At 43.1% G+C, this 18,557-nt stretch carries 17 protein-coding genes and 4 tRNA genes; 5 read left to right on the top strand and 16 right to left on the bottom strand.

Going from position 1 to position 18,557, the window contains the following annotated elements:
- Positions 1-41: 41 nt before the first annotated feature.
- From F947_RS11645 to tpiA, 10 genes are all read right to left on the bottom strand, one after another.
- Positions 42-446, bottom strand: a complete 405-nt coding sequence (locus F947_RS11645) for a ribosome-binding factor A (protein WP_004975876.1) — start codon at positions 444-446, stop codon at positions 42-44.
- Complete coding sequence (infB, locus tag F947_RS11640) at positions 446-3,172, bottom strand: translation initiation factor IF-2 (RefSeq protein ID WP_004975874.1); 2,727 nt, start codon at positions 3,170-3,172, stop codon at positions 446-448. Before infB ends, F947_RS11645 begins: the two co-directional genes overlap by 1 nt.
- A 10-nt stretch (positions 3,173-3,182) precedes the next feature.
- Positions 3,183-4,667, bottom strand: coding sequence for a transcription termination factor NusA (gene nusA, locus F947_RS11635; RefSeq protein WP_004975873.1), 1,485 nt, complete (start codon positions 4,665-4,667; stop codon positions 3,183-3,185).
- A gap of 35 nt (positions 4,668-4,702) precedes the next feature.
- Positions 4,703-5,227, bottom strand: coding sequence for a ribosome maturation factor RimP (gene rimP, locus F947_RS11630; protein ID WP_004975871.1), 525 nt, complete (start codon positions 5,225-5,227; stop codon positions 4,703-4,705).
- A 322-nt stretch (positions 5,228-5,549) separates the two neighbouring features.
- Positions 5,550-5,626, bottom strand: a tRNA-Met gene (locus F947_RS11625).
- Between the two features lie 134 nt (positions 5,627-5,760).
- A tRNA-Met gene (locus tag F947_RS11620) sits at positions 5,761-5,837 on the bottom strand.
- A gap of 77 nt (positions 5,838-5,914) precedes the next feature.
- Positions 5,915-5,991: transfer RNA gene (locus F947_RS11615), tRNA-Met, on the bottom strand.
- 49 nt (positions 5,992-6,040) lie between these two features.
- Positions 6,041-6,125 (bottom strand) — tRNA-Leu (locus F947_RS11610).
- 53 nt (positions 6,126-6,178) lie between these two features.
- Positions 6,179-6,508, bottom strand: a complete 330-nt coding sequence (secG, locus tag F947_RS11605; RefSeq protein ID WP_004975868.1) for a preprotein translocase subunit SecG — start codon at positions 6,506-6,508, stop codon at positions 6,179-6,181.
- 13 nt (positions 6,509-6,521) lie between these two features.
- On the bottom strand, positions 6,522-7,313 hold the full coding sequence (gene tpiA / locus F947_RS11600; protein WP_004975867.1) for a triose-phosphate isomerase: 792 nt from the start codon (positions 7,311-7,313) through the stop codon (positions 6,522-6,524).
- Between the two features lie 279 nt (positions 7,314-7,592).
- Between tpiA and pilB the strand changes: the two genes are divergently transcribed.
- Genes pilB through coaE form a run of 4 tightly spaced genes read left to right on the top strand, consistent with a single transcriptional unit; the run spans position 7,593 to position 12,031 of the window.
- A complete protein-coding gene (pilB, locus tag F947_RS11595) occupies positions 7,593-9,305 on the top strand; it encodes a type IV-A pilus assembly ATPase PilB (RefSeq protein ID WP_004975865.1) in 1,713 nt (570 codons plus the stop codon).
- Between the two features lie 30 nt (positions 9,306-9,335).
- On the top strand, positions 9,336-10,562 hold the full coding sequence (locus F947_RS11590) for a type II secretion system F family protein (protein WP_004975864.1): 1,227 nt from the start codon (positions 9,336-9,338) through the stop codon (positions 10,560-10,562).
- On the top strand, positions 10,562-11,422 hold the full coding sequence (locus tag F947_RS14930) for a prepilin peptidase (protein ID WP_004975862.1): 861 nt from the start codon (positions 10,562-10,564) through the stop codon (positions 11,420-11,422). The genes F947_RS11590 and F947_RS14930 overlap by 1 nt, the downstream gene beginning before the upstream one ends.
- 9 nt (positions 11,423-11,431) lie before the next feature.
- The gene (gene coaE, locus F947_RS11580) at positions 11,432-12,031 is read left to right on the top strand and encodes a dephospho-CoA kinase (RefSeq protein ID WP_004975860.1); all 600 of its coding nucleotides are present in this window, start codon (positions 11,432-11,434) and stop codon (positions 12,029-12,031) included.
- A gap of 5 nt (positions 12,032-12,036) precedes the next feature.
- Here the strand turns inward: coaE and F947_RS11575 are convergent, their stop codons facing one another.
- The 3 genes from F947_RS11575 to ppnP all read right to left on the bottom strand — a co-directional run bounded on the left by F947_RS11575 (position 12,037) and on the right by ppnP (position 14,271).
- Positions 12,037-12,966 carry a DMT family transporter gene (locus tag F947_RS11575; protein ID WP_004975858.1) on the bottom strand — a complete coding sequence of 310 codons (930 nt, stop codon included), beginning with the start codon at positions 12,964-12,966 and terminating at the stop codon, positions 12,037-12,039.
- Positions 12,967-13,009: 43 nt separating this feature from the next.
- Positions 13,010-13,759, bottom strand: coding sequence for a 23S rRNA (guanosine(2251)-2'-O)-methyltransferase RlmB (gene rlmB / locus F947_RS11570; protein ID WP_004975856.1), 750 nt, complete (start codon positions 13,757-13,759; stop codon positions 13,010-13,012).
- A gap of 188 nt (positions 13,760-13,947) precedes the next feature.
- Complete coding sequence (ppnP, locus tag F947_RS11565; protein WP_004975854.1) at positions 13,948-14,271, bottom strand: pyrimidine/purine nucleoside phosphorylase; 324 nt, start codon at positions 14,269-14,271, stop codon at positions 13,948-13,950.
- A gap of 492 nt (positions 14,272-14,763) precedes the next feature.
- Here ppnP and recN point away from each other — a divergent pair, with 492 nt between their 5' ends.
- Complete coding sequence (gene recN / locus F947_RS11560; protein ID WP_004975853.1) at positions 14,764-16,425, top strand: DNA repair protein RecN; 1,662 nt, start codon at positions 14,764-14,766, stop codon at positions 16,423-16,425.
- A gap of 61 nt (positions 16,426-16,486) precedes the next feature.
- Here recN and F947_RS11555 read toward each other — a convergent pair whose 3' ends face one another.
- The 3 genes from F947_RS11555 to F947_RS11545 are packed head-to-tail and all read right to left on the bottom strand — an operon-like array spanning position 16,487 to position 18,547.
- Positions 16,487-17,473 carry a CsgG/HfaB family protein gene (locus F947_RS11555; protein WP_004975851.1) on the bottom strand — a complete coding sequence of 329 codons (987 nt, stop codon included), beginning with the start codon at positions 17,471-17,473 and terminating at the stop codon, positions 16,487-16,489.
- Between the two features lie 56 nt (positions 17,474-17,529).
- Positions 17,530-18,132, bottom strand: a complete 603-nt coding sequence (gene lpoB, locus F947_RS11550; RefSeq protein ID WP_004975849.1) for a penicillin-binding protein activator LpoB — start codon at positions 18,130-18,132, stop codon at positions 17,530-17,532.
- Positions 18,133-18,145: 13 nt separating this feature from the next.
- Positions 18,146-18,547, bottom strand: coding sequence for a DUF1425 domain-containing protein (locus tag F947_RS11545; protein WP_004975847.1), 402 nt, complete (start codon positions 18,545-18,547; stop codon positions 18,146-18,148).
- Positions 18,548-18,557 lie beyond the last annotated feature (10 nt).

The following is an 18,557-nucleotide window of genomic DNA, read 5'->3' as shown; positions in this document are numbered from 1 at the left end:
AAAAATGCCACCCGAAGGTGGCATTTTTTATCATCACTGATTTATTCTTCATCTTGCTTAGGTGCTGCAGGAGGTAAATCTTTTACCGCTTCTGCAATCAAACCAAACATATAGTTACCATAGGCATTGGTTTTATCGTAGTGAAAACGCAAACGCGGGGTAATACGTGTCTTAATACGACGGCTTAACTCATGGCGCAAGAAGCCTGATGCTTTATTCAACACATCCAAGGTTTCTTTATTTGCCGTTTCGCTTTGCTCATCGCCTAATTCACGTCCCATGACGGTCACGTACACTTCCGCATATCCTAAGTCTGGGCTCACCTTCACTGCAGAGATGGTCACAAGACCACCTAAGCGTGGATCTTTCAGCTCTTGGCGAATCAATTCTGACAGCTCACGCTGTACTGTATCCGCCATACGCTTCAGACGTTGACTACCCGCCATTAAAGACTCCGTTTAATCAATTGAACATCGTACACTTCAATCTTATCAAGTGGTTTGATGTCTTTATAGCCTTTTACTGCAAGACCACATTCCATACCTGCGCGAACTTCTTCCACCACGTCTTTATAACGACGAAGTGACTCAAGCTCACCTTGGAATACCACCACATCATCACGTAATACGCGAATTGGTTTGTTACGGTGAAGTACGCCTTCAAGTACCATACAACCTGCAGCTGCACCGAACTTACTTGAGTGGAACACTTCACGCACTTCTGCAACACCCAAAATAGTTTCACGGTGTTCAGGTGCAAGCTTACCGCTCATCGCATCTTTCACATCATCAATTAATTGATAGATGATGCTGTAGTAACGAATGTCAATACCATCGGCATCGGCTTTTTGACGCGCAGTATTGTCAGCACGTACGTTAAAGCCCAGTAATACAGCTTCTGAAGATTCTGCAAGCGTAACGTCAGACTCAGTGATCGCACCTACGCCTGAACCAATCACACGTACACGTACTTCATCGGTAGACAACTCGCCCAATGCAACAATCAAGGCTTCCAAAGTACCTCGTACATCGGTCTTCAATACCACATTGACAAATGGAACGTCTTTTTTGCCCATTGATGCCATGATGTTTTCAAGACGCATTGCGCTTTGACGCTCAAGACGTTTTTGACGCTCACGATCCATACGCGCATCGGCAACTTCACGTGCTTTCTTCTCGTCATTTACAACAAGAACTTCGTCACCTGCCATTGGCGCTTCAGGTAAACCTAAAATTTCAACTGGAATTGAAGGACCTGCAGATTTAATACGCTTACCGTTTTCATCGGTCATGGCACGTACGCGACCATAAGATGAACCTGCAAGAACCAAGTCACCTACATTCAAAGTACCGTTTTGTACCAGAATTGAAGTCACTGCACCGCGACCTTTATCTACACGCGCTTCAATCACCACACCTTGCGCTGCACCTTCTTCAGATGCTTTCAATTCCATCATTTCTGCTTGAATTGAAATTAAATCAAGAAGTTCATCAATACCTTGACCTGAATGCGCTGAAACCATTGCAACAGGTACGTCACCGCCCCATTGTTCAGGTACGATTTCTTTGGTGGTCAATTCATTCAATACGCGGTCTGGATCAGCCGATTCTTTGTCCATTTTGTTAATGGCAACAATGATTGGCGTACCCGCTGCACGCGCATGGTCAATGGCTTCTGCAGTTTGTGGCATTACACCATCATCTGCCGCAACTACCAATACCACGATATCTGTTGCTTTCGCACCACGTGAACGCATTGCAGTAAACGCTGCGTGTCCCGGTGTATCTAAGAAGGTGATAATGCCTTTGTCGGTTTGTACGTGGTATGCACCAATGTGCTGGGTAATACCACCTGCTTCGCCTGCAGCCACTTTGGCACGACGAATACGGTCAAGTAATGATGTCTTACCATGGTCAACGTGACCCATGATGGTCACCACTGGTGGACGTGTCGTTTGAACACCACGTGCCTCTTCAGCAGCTTCAAGTAAGTTATCTTCAGCTTGCGTATCAGATACTAGAACTGGGTTGTGGCCCATTTCTTCAACTACAAGTGCCGCAACTTCTTGCTCAATCGCTTGGTTTTGCGTAACTAACTCACCCATTTTCATGAGTGATTTAATCACTTCACGTACTTTAACTGCCATTTTTGCAGCCAAGTCTGCAACCACAATCGTTGCACCAATTTCAACATCATAAACTTGTTTTTTAACTGGTTTTTCAAAGCCGTGCTTGTTGGCTTGGCTCGTTTTCAAACCGCGTTTATGTGAGTTTTGGCTGAAAGACTGTTCTTCCTGACCACGACGACCACCTTTTTTCGGTGAACGTGTATTGGTGGTGCTGGTACCACGCTTGATTTCACGGTCTTCTTTGGCAAATGAATCTTCATAAGCCTGACCCACAAGACCAGCCGCCAATGGAGAATCATCTACCACACGAATGGTAGCGGTTGCATCTTCATTTGAGTATTTAGATGCCATCTGACGCATTTGCTCAAGCGTACGTTGCTGCGCTTCTTCAGCAGCTTTACGACGTGCTGCTTCTTCAGTCGCTTTCAACTGAGCTGCTTGCGCTTCACGTGCTTTCTTTTGCTCAGGCGTTTCAGTGACCTTCACTGCTTGCTTCACAATTGGCTTGTTGGTTGACTTACGTTTCACCACAACCGCAGCTTTCGCAACTTCTTGCTTGGCTGTTTCTTGCTTCGCTGCTGCACGCATTGCATCTAAAGCTTGTTTCGCTTTTGCAGCACCTGCTTGAGGCGCGTCTGCTTTCGCTTTGCTCTTTTCTGCCACGTCACGTGCTTGCTGTTCTGCTTGCGCTTTTTCAGCTGCTTCCGCCTGTGCTTTTGCCAGTGCTTCCGCTTTAATCTGTTCAGGATCAGGCTTTACAAATGTATGCTTCTTACGAACTTCTACATTAATCGTTTTCGCTTTGCCCGAAGTACTTGCCACTTTAGCGGTACTGGTGGTTTTACGTTTCAACGTGATTTGTCCTGCATTACCCTCTTGACCGTGAACCTTTTTTAAATGGTTCACTAGGGTACTTTGTTGTTCAGTGGAAATAATATCGTCAGCCTTACGCTGTGGTAAACCTGCGTCACGAACCTGTTCCAGGAGTTTCTCAACTGGACGACCTACACTGAGCGCTAACTCTTTAATCGACTTGTCCGTCATATATTACCTCCTAGTTAAACCATGATTCGCGCGCTTTCATAATCAATTGACCCGCTTTATCTGTACCTAGACCTTCAATATCTTCGATATCGTCAGTCGCTTGGTCAGCTAAATCATCAACTGTGATGACACCACGAGCGGCAAGCGCATAAGCGATCTCTTGTGTCATGCCTTCCATTGCTAGAAGTTCTGCACTCGGATCTTGGATATTTTCTTGCTGTTGCAATGCGTCTGCCAATGCCACTTCTTTGGCACGACCTTGTAACATTTCAACAATTTCTTCATCTAAATCAATTTCGTCAAATGTTTCCGCAGGAACATACGCAATTTCTTCTAATGAAGTGAAGCCCATTTCTACCAATGCCATCGCCAAATCTTCAGCAATGTCTAGACGTGAAACAAACAAGTCTAAGTATTGTTGCGCTTCATTTTGCTGACGTGCGTGATACTCTTCTTCAAGCATCATGTTCAGCTTGTAACCTGTGAGTTCAGAGGCTAAACGTACGTTTTGACCTTGTGAACCAATGGCACGCGCTAACTGATCGCTAGTGGCGAAAATAATGTCAGCAGTACGCTCTTCTTCATCAATCACAATACCGGATACATCGGCTGGCTCTAAAGCACTGGCGATATATTGTGCAGGATCATCAGACCACACCACAACATCAATACGCTCACCATTTAACTCTTGCTGTACCGCTTGGATACGTGTACCACGCATACCAATACATGCACCTACAGGGTCAATACGATGATCGTTGGTTTTTACTGCAATTTTTGCACGTACACCTGGCTGACGCGCTGCGGCTTTAATTTCGATGATTTCTTCAGAAATTTCTGGAATTTCTTTTTTCATCAACGCAATCAGCATTTCAGGCTTAGCACGTGACAACAACAATTGAGCACCACGACCTTCACGGTTCACACTGTACAAAATTGCATTCACACGCTGCTTAGGACGCAAAATTTCTTTGGCAATCATTTCTTCACGCGCCAAATATGCTTCTGCATTGTCGCCTAAATCAATAATAAAGCCATCTTTGGTTTGCTTTTTCACTTCACCGTAAATCAGCTCGCCTACTTTAGCTTCATAAGCATCTGCAACCAACGCGCGTTCTGCTTCACGAATTTTTTGCACAATCACTTGCTTGGCAATTTGCGCAGCAATACGACCGAAGTCAATTGACTCAACTTCAAGTTCGCGAATATCACCAATTGACCACTTTGCAGGATCTACATCAGAAATTGCATCTTGGCATGCAGGCATTTCATGATCTTCATCTGCCACCACTTCCCACTGACGGAAAGTTCTGTAGTCACCTGTTTTACGATCAATTTCCACACGTAAGCGTGCTTCTTCTGAGTTTGTGCCTTCGTAGAATTTCTTTTTCGTCGCAGCAACAAGAGCCTGTTCAAGCGCCTCAAAAATTGCCTCACGACTTACACCTTTTTCGTTACTAACCGTTTCAACGACGGTAAGAATTTCACGTGCCATAAGTCACCTATTCGTTCAGATTCTTATTAATTTGATTAATCTTGGTAAATCAGGTTTGCTTTATCAATATTGTGACTGTCAATCTCCAATACCTGCTGTTTTTCCACTTCGACCTGAATGGTTTCATTTTCCAGATCTACAGCAACCAATTTCGCTTGAAATTTACGACGGTTTTCTACAGCACTGATTAAACGTAACGCAATGGTTTGCCCAATATATGCAGGCAATTGCTCTAATTGGAAAAATGGACGATCCCAACCCGGAGAGGATACTTCAAGTGCATATTCACCTGAAATTGGATCATGCACATCAAGCATTGCACCAACTTGCTGGGTTACACGTACACAATCTTGCACACCAATACCACGACCTTGCTCTAATTCGCCATCTTCATTTAAGACAGGTTCTGCATTTTCATCGACAGCTTTGTCGATATAAATACGTAACAAAGAACGCTTACCTTGTGGAATAAACTCGATTCCCCAAAGATCCACATCACATGCTTGCACTGCTGGCGCAATTAAGTCCTGAAGTGCTTGAGTTTTATTTGATAGCTTCATTTACTCTCGTCATTCTGCTGCGGTTCAATGGTCTTATTTGACCACTACACATTCATACAAACTATAGTAGTAGTGAAACATGACACTTTGACTTTAGGCCGCGCACGGCTTGTATCGACACTACACGATAGCCAATAAAAAAGGGCGTAATCGCCCCTATTCTTGCACAGTAAAACCAATATCCACTGTGCAAAAAGGCCCACCTAGTTGTGAGCCTCTTTAGAAACTTGGTTGCGGGGATTAGACTAAATCCAACCATCTTTGCTAGTTTATTATGCTGAATTCAATCAACTAAAACTAACGTACCACACCATTAGAAACTTGGTAGCGGGAGCTGGATTTGAACCAACGACCTTCGGGTTATGAGCCCGACGAGCTACCAGACTGCTCCATCCCGCATCAACGTGCAAAAATTATATACAAATATGAATAAGTTTTCAATCAAACTTAGCATTTTTGCCTGACTTAAGTTGCACCTTAGTCAGTATAAAGCGTAAAACTCATATTAGAGCATAATCACACTTTTAAAATATTGGTAGCGGGAGCTGGATTTGAACCAACGACCTTCGGGTTATGAGCCCGACGAGCTACCAGACTGCTCCATCCCGCAACAACATGTAAATACTTATCTCAACCTAAAATAATTTAAGTTGCCTACGCTTAATTCACGATAAGCTTAGGATTGATTGGTAGCGGGAGCTGGATTTGAACCAACGACCTTCGGGTTATGAGCCCGACGAGCTACCAGACTGCTCCATCCCGCATCAACAGATTTGCTGCTTAACACCAACTTATGTTTTCTGGATTATAAGTTGGTGCGGAAGGGGGGACTTGAACCCCCACGCCCGAAAGCACTACCACCTCAAGGTAGCGTGTCTACCAATTCCACCACCACCGCAGCTGTGACGCATTCTAGTCGCATCATGCGAAAAAAGAAAGTGCTAAATAAAATTATTCAGCGCTTTTAGGCGCAGTTGGTGAAGTTTCAGGCGATACTGGCTGTGCAGGTGCAGTCGTTTGTACAGTCTGCAAACTATATGCACCTGTGGTTTGTTTCTTGGCAAACACCGCTAAAGTTAAACTGGTTGCAAAAAACAATGCTGTTAAAATTGCCGTTAAACGGGTTAAAAAGTTACCTGAGCCTGACGCACCAAATACGGTTGCCGCACCACCGCCACCAAAAGAAGCGCCTGCATCTGCACCTTTACCATGCTGAACCAAAATTAGTCCAATCATTAAAATGGCTAAGATAATATGTACTACCAGCACAAATGTTTGCATGCTGAACTCCTCATTATTGTGTATTTGCAAAGGCTTGCGCAATTTGATGGAACGATGCCGCATTTAAGGATGCACCACCGACCAAAGCACCATTAATGTCTGGGCAGGCTGCTAACTCTACGGCATTTTCTGGTTTTACACTACCACCATATAAAATCGGTAGAGTCACCGCATAAGCGGTGATTTGGCTTAAACCTTCACGGATTTTTGCATGCATGCTTTGCGCATCTTCAGGTGATGCGGTCTTGCCTGTACCAATTGCCCAAATAGGTTCATACGCAATCACTATCTGTTGCCATTGCTCAGCGTCAACCACAGCAGCAATATCACAAATTTGTTGCAAAACAACTTGCTCTGCCTGACCGCTTTCACGTTGTTGCAGACTTTCACCCACACAATAAATAACTGTCAAACCTGCCTGCAAGGCATTTTTAACTTTTTCATTCAAAATGCTTGGTGTGTCTGCAAAAAGTTCACGACGTTCTGAATGCCCAACCAATACATAATCAATTTGACTGTCTTTTAGCAATTCTGCACTGACTTCGCCTGTATATGCACCCAAACCCGCAATACGGGAAAGGTCTTGTGCAACGGTATAGACAGGACGTACTGCTTCGCTCAATGCAGCTTGAATTTGAGTTAAAGCCAAAGTGACAGGTGCAATCCCCAAATGACACTTTTCAGCCTCTACAGGGCTGTCTTGTAATAATGTTTTAAATTCAGAAATAAGTTGCTGAGCATCGGCATGTATCGGATTCATCTTCCAATTGCCAACCACCCAAGGCTTAATCGTCGTAGCCGACATATAGAATAACCTGCAAAAACAATTCATTTAATCGCGCACATTCTACACGCAAATCACATTTCTGCTGAGTTTTTTGTACAAGCTTTGCATCAAACTGCTGCATGAAGTATCTTTTCATGGCAGGACTTACAATTTTTTTAGCAGATTAATGTAACTGGTTCATGCTTTTAGGCGATACTTAGGTGGTGACAGCACTTTCAGATATGGTATTTTTGTGCAACAAAAGTATAATTTTAAGATACCAATTATAAACAATCTTGATTTTGAGGACGTTGGGGAATGTCAGTACAACAAGCTACACCTAGATTTACAGGTTTTATTCGACGTTTGGTCGAAGATGGGCTCGTTTCTGCTGAAAATATGCAAACTGCCATTAAAGCCGCACAAAAAGATAATGTTGATATTGTTCCCTATCTCATTCAAAACCTAAATATCGCGCCTTTAATCATTGCTGAAAAAATTTCTAATGAGTTTGGCGAACCTATTTTTGATTTAAGCGTGTATGACTCTGCGCTCATCGTGCGTGAAGGCATTGATGAAAAACTGTTCAGCAAATATTGCATATTGCCTATTTTTAAACGCAATCATCTGCTTTATGTTGCAACCAGTAACCCGACCAATATCGAAGCAATGGATGCCATTCGTTTCAACAGTAAAATGAATATTGAAGCCATTGTGGTCGAACACGATAAATTGGTAAAACTGATTGAACAAAACTTTGCGAGTGAGTCTGCTTTTGAATTTGAAGATGATGACTTCGATCTCAACTTTGAAGATGGTAACAGCGAACCAGAACAAGCTGCAGAAGATGAACCGCAGGGTGATGAATCCCCAATTGTTAAATACATCAACAAATTACTGATTGATGCAATTCGCATGGGTGCTTCGGACTTACACTTTGAACCGTATGAAAAAACCTATCGAGTGCGTTACCGTGTCGATGGTGTATTACGTCAAATTGCCACCCCACCCTTACAGTTAGCTAACCGCTTGGCATCACGTTTAAAAGTGATGTCCCAAATGGACATTTCTGAAAAGCGTGTCCCGCAAGATGGTCGTATTAAATTAAAACTATCTAAAAATAAATCCATCGACTTCCGTGTGAACTCGTTGCCAACATTGTTCGGTGAAAAAATCGTACTGCGTATTCTTGACCCATCTAGCGCGATGCTTGGGATTGACGCTTTGGGCTATGAACCAGAACAAAAAGAATTGTTCATGGAAGCCTTAGAAAAACCGCAAGGCATGTTACTGATTACAGGTCCAACGGGTTCGGGTAAAACGGTATCGCTATATACAGGCTTAAATATCTTAAACAGAGAAGATACCAACATTTCCACTGCCGAAGACCCTGTGGAAATTAACTTAGAAGGCATCAACCAGGTTAACGTCAACAATAAAGTGGGCTTAACCTTCGCTGCCGCTCTGAAATCTTTCTTACGTCAAGACCCTGATATTGTCATGGTGGGTGAGATTCGTGACCTTGAAACTGCAGAAATTGCAATTAAAGCAGCCCAAACAGGTCACATGGTTTTATCTACCCTCCACACCAACAGTGCGCCAGAAACTTTAACGCGTTTACGCAATATGGGCGTTCCTTCCTTTAACATCGCAACTTCGGTAAACCTCGTCATTGCACAGCGTTTGGCACGACGCCTATGCCCGCATTGCAAAGCTCCTTCCGATATTCCAAAACAAAGCTTATTGGAAATGGGCTTTACTGAAGCCGATTTGAGCAATCCAGAATTTCAGGTCTATCAACCTGTAGGCTGTTCTGAATGCCGTGAAGGTTATAAAGGACGTGTTGGTGTTTATGAAGTGATGAAAGTCACACCAGAAATTTCTAGAATTATTATGGAGGATGGTAATGCCATCCAAATTGCTGATGCGTCAGCAAAATCGGGGTTTAACAATCTGCGTCGTTCGGGGTTACTTAAGGTCATGCAGGGGGTGACTTCATTGCAAGAAGTCAATCGTGTGACCAGTGAATAGTTGTAAAATTTAAAATAAGGATAAATACGCATGGCTGTCAAAAAAGCACAGATGATGCCCACCTTCGTTTATGAAGGGATTGACCGCAAAGGGGCTAAGTTAAAAGGGGAAATTCCAGCGCGTAATATGGCCTTGGCAAAGGTTACATTGCGTAAACAAGGGATTACCATCAAGACGATTCGCCAAAAGAAAAAGAATATTCTTGAAGGCTTAATGAAAAAACGGGTGTCGACCTTAGACATCACTATTTTCACGCGTCAGCTTGCCACTATGATGAAAGCAGGTGTGCCTTTGGTACAAAGCTTTGAGATTGTTGCCGAAGGTCTTGAAAACCCCGCCATGCGTGAAGTGGTTTTAGGCATTAAAGGTGAAGTGGAAGGCGGGAATACCTTTGCTGGCGCATTGCGTAAATATCCTCAATATTTTGACAACCTATTTTGTTCTTTGGTCGAATCTGGTGAACAATCGGGTGCCCTAGAAACCATGCTAGATCGTGTCGCGATCTATAAAGAAAAGAGTGAGTTACTCAAACAAAAAATTAAAAAAGCCATGAAATACCCTGCAACGGTCATTGTGGTGGCCGTGATTGTGACCATTATTTTGATGGTGAAAGTCGTACCTGTGTTTGAAGAGTTGTTTAGCTCTTTTGGTGCGGACTTGCCTGCCTTCACTAAAATGGTGGTGAACATGTCACAATGGATGCAGAAATACTGGTTTATTCTGATTATTGTGATTGGGGTCATCATTGCAGGTTTCTTGGAAACTAAAAAACGCAGTAAAAAATTCCGTGACTTCTTAGACAAAGCGGCACTGAAAGCGCCTATTTTTGGTGACTTGGTCTATAAAGCGATTATTGCACGTTATAGCCGTACTTTAGCCACTACTTTTGCTGCTGGTGTACCCTTAATTGATGCCTTGGAATCTACCGCTGGGGCAACCAATAATGTGGTCTATGAAGAAGCCGTGATGAAAATTCGTGATGATGTTGCGACAGGTCAACAGCTACAATTCGCCATGCGTGTCACCAATAAATTCCCGTCTATGGCAGTGCAAATGGTAGCCATTGGTGAAGAATCAGGTGCGCTAGATGCCATGCTAGATAAAGTCGCAACCCACTATGAAAACGAAGTCGACAACGCAGTAGATGGCTTAACCTCAATGATGGAGCCGTTGATTATGTCTGTCTTGGGTATTTTAGTGGGTGGTTTAGTTGTCGCCATGTACCTTCCAATCTTCCAAATGGGTTCTGTGGTTTAATGCAAGAATTAATCGCGTACTTTATCCAAAATCCAACTGCGCTCTATATCGCAGTTGGACTTTTTAGTTTATGTATTGGCAGTTTTTTGAATGTGGTGATTTACCGCACCCCAAAAATGATGGAACAGGAGTGGCGTAATGACTGCCAAATGTTATTACATCCTGAACAAGCCATTATTGATGAAAGTAAAATCACCCTGAGCAAACCTGCATCGACCTGCCCCAAATGTCACAACCCAATTCGTTGGTATCAAAATATTCCTGTGCTGAGTTGGTTGGTATTACGCGGTAAATGTAGCAACTGCCAAAACCTGATCAGCGTACGTTATCCAATGATTGAAGTATTAACCGCTGTTTGCGCCCTGATTGTGCTTGCGGTATTTGGCCCAACTGTACAAATGCTGTTTGGTTTGCTGCTCACTTATACCTTGATTGCACTCACCTTCATTGATTTTGATACACAACTCTTGCCAGACCGTTACACCCTGCCTTTGGCTGCACTGGGTTTGGCAGTCAACAGCTATGCCATCTATACCTCACCGACATCGGCAATTTGGGGTTATGTAATTGGCTTCCTATGTCTATGGGTGGTGTATTACCTGTTTAAAATCGTCACAGGCAAAGAAGGCATGGGCTATGGTGACTTCAAGCTCCTTGCCGCTTTAGGTGCATGGATGGGGCCGATGATGTTACCCCTGATTGTGCTACTATCGTCCTTAGTTGGGGCTATTATTGGCATTATTCTGTTAAAAGTGCGTAAAGAAAACCAACCCTTTGCATTTGGTCCGTATATCGCCATTGCGGGCTGGATTGCCTTTTTATGGGGCGAGCAAATCATGAAAGTATATTTGGGACAATAAGGACAGCACATGCGTTTTGTTTTGGGTCTAACAGGAGGAATTGGCAGTGGCAAGTCTGCAGCCAGTGCGTGGTTCGAGACCCAAGGCATTGTTGTGGTCGATGCGGATGTTGTTGCACGTGAAGTGGTTGAAAAAGGACAGCCTACCTTAAAGCAAATTCAACAACACTTTGGCGATTGGGTTTTACTTGAAAATGGCGAACTAGATCGTCGCGCATTACGTGAACACATTTTCAAAGAACCAAGTGCACGACAAGCACTTGAAAAAATCACCCACCCTGCAATTCGTGAATCGATTATTCAACAATTAGATACTGCCGACAGTCCCTATGTGGTTTTGGTTTCACCACTCTTGTTTGAAACCAATCAACATCAATTGACCCGACATACATTATTGATTGATGCTACTGAAGCCCTACAAATTCACCGTGCTTCACAACGTGATGGTCAAACGGTTGAGCAAATTCATAAAATTATTCAAGCACAAATGCCACGTGCTGAAAAACAACGCCTAGCCGATGACATTGTGCTAAATGATGGGCATTTAGATCATTTGTATAGCAAACTTGAAGTATTGCATCAGCAGTATTTAAAGCGAGCGATGCAGTAAGCAAATTAATCTGACTGTTGTTTTTGCTGTTCAAGTTGAGCTTTTAAGCTGTCAGGTCGGGCCCACCAACGCCAAGGTTGCAAAGCACCAATCCCCATACCCACCAAGCCACATAAAATTGCTAAACTCAAAGGTTCACCCAATAAAGGGACAGCAAGAATCGCAGCGATAAACGGCGCCAAGGTCACAATACTGCCAGTTTTGAATGCTCCCAAACGCTTAATTGCCTCGACATAGCTAAGTGTTGCGATGATCACCACAAACACTCCATGAAAAATAGTTTGCAGCAATAAATGAATCGGTTCAGGTGTGCTGAGTTGTTTCGGGAAAAACAGTACGTAAATCGGGACATAGACGATTGCCGACCAAATTGCGACACCCGCCATAGCATGCCAAGCGGAAAGCTTCCATTGTCTTAATAAAACCGTAAACACACCCCACCAAATAGCGCTGATAAAAAACAGTCCATCCCCAAGTCCAAAGGCAACACCTGTTTCTTGATACATCAGCGCACTCATACCCGCAATGGCGGTCAGCATAATTACAATACTGATCCATGTATGGCGGTCAAAAGGCACTCGAAATAACATCCAAGCAGCAATGGCGGTACAAACAGGAATACAGCCATTCAAAAAAATGGCAGCATGCGCAGCAGGTACATAATGAAAAGCACTATACGCAGTCAGGCAATAGCCCACTCCACCAATCATTGCCAAAATAAAAGGCTCTTTTTTCCATAAAAATGCCGTATCTTTTTTCCAGATAAGAATCGGCATTAAAATACAAAAAGCCAAAGCAAAGCGTAAGGCGGTAATATCCCAAGCACTGATCTGCCATTGTGCATTCAGCCGAGCAGTTAGGGTAAAACCACCCCAAATGCACATGGTAACAAGCACCAAAGCATAACCTTGCTTTTGGGGAGATAGACGAATCACGGTGTTGAAAGCATCAATAAAATAGCAAATACAAAATCAGCAATTAAGCCTGACGCTGACGACAAGCTTCATACAAGGCCATACCTGTTGCAACACTGACATTCAGACTTTGCAGATTTCCTGCCATTGGAATAAATACGGTTTGATCACATTGTGACTGGGTAATTGGGCGTAAACCTGTATCTTCTGCGCCCATCACCACGCATACTGCTGTGCCTGTAAAGTCAAATTGCTGAATTGGCAAAGCTTTTTCATCCAGCATCGTACCCACCACGCGCACATTAAACTCTTGTTTCAAATGCGCCAAAGTACGTGCCAAATTGGTCACTTGGATAAATTTGACTTTTTCTGCACCACCTGCAGCTACTTTGCGTGCAGTTGGGGTCAAACTTGCTGAACGATCACGCGGCACAATCACGGCAGTAACCCCCATCGCAGCGGCAGTACGGATACACGCACCCAAGTTATGCGGGTCGGTGACTTGGTCGAGCGCCAAAAGTAAAGGCTTGCTATCAGCCTGCAACAAGGCATCCAAGTCTTTTTCATTCAGAGTTGGATGTGGGCGTACTGCAGCCACCACTCCTTGGTGAAAAGGCAAACCTGCCAGTTTTTCCAAGCTGTCACGGCTGGCTTTTTGCACACTAATGCCAAATGGTTCGGCAAGTTCTAAAATCTTTTGTAAACGCTGATCATCACGCCCTTTTAAGGTAAAAAGAGTTAAGACGCGCTCTGGCTCAAGCTCCAATAATGACTCCACCGAGTGAACGCCATAATAATATTCAGGTTTTGCCATGAACGACCTCTAATTAATGCACCAATAAACCAGCGAAAACGAAAAATCCTGCAAAGCTGACTTTACAGGATTTCAATAAGATCTAGTTTAACCGATTCGGGTGAAAATTTCTTGATTCAATTCCGCTTGATTGGGTGCTCAAGCAGGAGAAAAATGAAATCTTAATTCAATACCCTATTATCGGCTGATTAGCCTTCTAAGTGGCACACGTAATCGAGCACTTCATCGGTTTCGATGCTGAAACGGCTATTGCCAGGCACATAGAACGATTGACCCGCGCGGAATAATTCACTTTCTTCGCTATCGGCAATTTTGACACGACATTCACCTGAAATAATTTCCATACGTTCAGGTACATGCGTTTCGAAAGTCAAGGCTTGTTCAGTCGGTAAAATTACCCCTAAGGTTTTTTTGGTACCGTCTTCAAATTGCACCGTGTGACTGATGCATTGCCCACCAAAATAGACATTCGACTTTTTCACAACTGATACATGATCAAACTGAGCTGACATGCGTATTCTCCAGGTAACGCGTTTTTATATTTTTGACTGATGTAGTTTAATTCTGTCCTCAGAACTAATCAATCTGTGTTTACAGTGGGCTTTGCGTAAATTGAACAATGTTTCAATACGCAGCATGCAACACGCTGACAGCACAGTCTAAGCCAATGCCAGAGGCATGCAAAGTACTCTGCTCTAGATTCTTCCCCACTAAAGTGCTAAATCTGAACGTGAAACAGATCACGAATAGTATCTATATCGTTTAAGTTCCACCATATCAAGCAGCACCGAAAACTCCCCAAGTGAATATACTGCAATTTAATGACCATCCAATGAAATGATCAAATGATCATGTGTTTTATATATGATGCTTATCGGGTACATTTTTTGTTGTTTGCGCTGCAATTTAAGCTAGAATTAAATAGAAGAAAATAACAGCCTTGTTATGGCATTTCCAAAACTTGACTCTCTTTCACTGACACTTTTCGCAGCTTGGATGCGTTTATGCTGACTCATTTAACACTGATTAACTTTGCCCTTGCCGACCACTTAGCACTGGATATTGAAACAGGTTTTAACGTTCTGACAGGGGAAACAGGTGCAGGTAAATCCTTACTTTTAGATGCGCTCTCTGCCTGTTTAGGTGAACGTACCGATACCAATTATGTACGTTTTGGCTCAGATAAAGCCGATGTGACCGCGAGTTTCAGTTATCAGGACAATAGCCCTGAAGCACAATGGCTAAAAGAACATGAATTAGATGATGAGTCTGGTGAAATTCATTTACGTCGGGTAATTTTTGCCACAGGGCGCAGCAAAGCATGGATTAATGGTCGTCCAAGCAGTTTGGCAGAGCTGAAAGAAATTGGACGCTTACTGGTACAGTTATACAGTCAGCACAGTCAGCAACAATTGCTCGAACCGCCTTATCCAAAACACTGGCTTGATCGTTATTATAATTTTTATGCCCCTGCCCAAGCAGTACGTGATGCTTACAGTACATGGCAAAAAAATATCCGACAGCATCAGGCAGCGCTGGATGCACAGGCAACCCGCAAGCAACGCATCGAAACCCTGAACTTACAGCTCGAAGAACTCGAAGAACTGGTACAAATCGATTATAAGGAGATTGAACAAGAGTTTGATCGCCTAAGCCATCATGAACATATCATGCAGGACTGCAGTTATAGCTTAAATGCCTTAGACGAAGCCGAGCAAAACATCACTCAGGAAATTGCTTCGATTATTCGCCGCTTGGAATCGCATGCGGGACGAAGTGAACAATTATCAGAAATTTATAACTCATTGTTAAATGCGCAAAGTGAATTAGATGATGCGACAGCCAATTTACGTCAGTTTATTGATCGTCAAAGCTTTGACCCTGAACGCATGGAAGAACTGAATCAAAAATTAGAAGTCTTTCATCGTTTAGCGCGTAAATACCGCACACAACCTGAATTATTAAAACAAGAATTTGATACTTGGCAAACTGAGCTCACTGCTTTACATGAACTTGAAGACCCTGAAACTTTGGCAGAACAAGTCGAAGTGGCACATCAGGACTTTTTAGCCAAAGCACAACATTTAGATGACATCCGTCGTGAAGCAGCCGCACCACTTGCCAAACAACTGACCGAGCAAGTCAAACAGTTGGCACTGCCTGAGGCACATTTTGAATTTAAGTTTGAACCTTTAGAGCAGGTTTCTGCGGAGGGGTTAAGTTTTATTCAACTACTGTTTACTGCCAACAAAGGTATTCCTGCTCAGCCATTAGCACGTGTGGCTTCTGGTGGCGAATTATCGCGGATTGCCTTGGTCATGCAAGTCATGAATGCCGAAAAAACCGAAGCTGAAGTTTTGGTTTTTGATGAAATTGATGTCGGGATTAGTGGTGGTACTGCTGAAATTGTGGGGCGTTTGCTCGCAGGTTTGGCGCAACACGTTCAAATTTTATGTATTACCCACCAAGCACAAGTAGCTGCACAGTCTGATCAGCACCTTTTGGTGAAAAAGCGTCAGACCGATCCTGCCAGCAGTACCATTGTTGAATTAGAAGAAGATGCGCGTATTTTAGAATTGGCACGCATGACAGGCGGTGTTGAAATTAATGACACTACCTTGCAACACGCCAAACAATTACGCCAATTGAAGTTTCAACAGGCTTAAAAAATAAATCCCCTGATTTTCAGGGGGATTTATTTAGGTCTAAAACAAGCTTAATCATTATTTACCATTTCACAGGTTGGTCACTTGAACCAGGTGTCATTTCATAACCTGGAGAGGTATCATAAAATTGACTGCTAGAAGATTGCACAGGTTGTAGTTTAAGACCCTGTAAAATTTCAGGATTTAAACTTTGGGCAATCTTATCTGCAGTACTATCATTTAAACTATTATTTAAAAGATTCTGTGTCATCAAGTTCGATAAGGTACGATTAAAAGTCCCTGCCGCAACTACCTTACTGGTATTCGCTTCAATCACTCGCCACGTTAAACGCACCTGCTCTGCACCAGCATTTAACCCATACATTTGTTGACCGCTAGCAACTGACAAATCGTTAATACGCCCCACGAGTAAATAATCAGCACCTACTTTTTGACCAATACGCGCTAACTCATGCGGTGCACCATCCCAATACAGGAAGTCATTTTCAAATTGCATTTCATCTATGTAATGACGATCAACAACACTTAACTGCCCTGACTGTGCCAAATAAGTACCTAAAGTATCTGATAATTCTTGACTAAACTCAGAAGCAGAAGCACCGCTGGCTAAGCGGTTATTTTTTTCTGCCATTTGAAATGGCAAGACTGCAATACGGCGCATGTGTTGATCTTGTACAGTAGATTCAAACTTCACCACATGTGCGCGAACTTTAGCGCGATAATTATTTTTAGCACCAGAAACACTCAAGACCTGAAACTTGGTGACAGAACCCGAACCTTGATTGGCTACACTAAATACAGGTGAAACTTTACCCGTATATGTCCAGCCCTGATTATTTACAGATAAAGAAACTGTTTCTTCATAATTCATTTGTGACGATACCGAAGCACCATTCACCGATTGAACTGCAATCAATAATGCTTCAGAAATAGCTTGGTGTTGTGTTGGACCACTACCCGTTGCCTCTTTAATCACTTCTTTAATCGCAGCAAAAGCAGGACTGCACAGTAATCCAGATAATAAGCCTGCAAATAATATTTTTTTCATGTTCTATTCTTCAACAGCAACTGCGCTTATCACAGCGCAGTTGCTTTCAGATTAAATTAAAGACCAAAAGTTGAGCGCTTTGCTGCCTTACGGATTTCTTTTTCGCCTGTCCACTCTACAATGCCAGTTTGTAAGTTCTGCAATTTAAATGTGAACTTGTAATACACATCGCTCTTACCACCTGCATTTTTTACAATACTAGATAGATTGCCATTGAGCATATATTCAGCACCGATATGTCCACCAGTACGCACTGCAGTCGCTTGATTGACCATGCCGCTTTGCTTTTGATAGGCAAGTTGCTGCGCCATCGCATTGACAGATTTCATATCTACAAAACGAAACTTCCCTGAATTAATTAATTTGTTCTGAATCGTATCTGTAATAGATTCTGTATCGATATGTTCTTGTGTCTTGTTATGAATACGATCAAGCACAATGACTGGACGACGAGTTTGCGTCATTTGCACCACAGGTGGGAAGGTCAGCATATCATCCACCATCTTTGCAGCAATCATTTGTAGATCTGTCGATCCAAAATCTTTCGTTAAAGTTTCTACAGCTTGAGCATCACCATAACTCACTGCACTACCCGTTGTTGCACAACCTGTTGCCAAAACAGAAGTTGCTACCACAGCCATGATTAACTTTGCATTCATTGCTCTATCTCGCTTATTTCTTTAAATACACAACAACATCTACAGCCGATGGGTTTGGTGCTAAAGATTGCACGCCTTTCACCTCTCGACCCGTTAACTGAATTGGTTTCCAAATCGCACCTTCAGGGTTCACTTCTGCCCCATGCGCATCGACCCATACGATTTTGTAGCTAAAATCTTTGTTATTGAAACGGCGGTTTTTGATGGCAATTGATGCCTTTTTTAAGTCGCCTGCCATGGACATTCCCACACGCTCAACAAATACCTCAGTGGTTAAGACTGGGTTATTGGTAATGGTGCGAATACTTACTTCGTTATTCGCATCTGTCTGTGTAGACAAAGCATTAGGGGCTGTACATCCAACCATCGCCGCAGCACTAAGACCGAGTAATGCGAGTTTTAACTGATTTTTCATAAAGTTCTCT

The organism is Acinetobacter towneri DSM 14962 = CIP 107472 (assembly GCF_000368785.1).
GTDB classification, from domain to species: Bacteria; Pseudomonadota; Gammaproteobacteria; order Pseudomonadales; family Moraxellaceae; genus Acinetobacter; species Acinetobacter towneri.
Note: the sequence above shows the minus strand (reverse complement) of the source record. Positions and strands in the feature narration are given on the sequence as shown.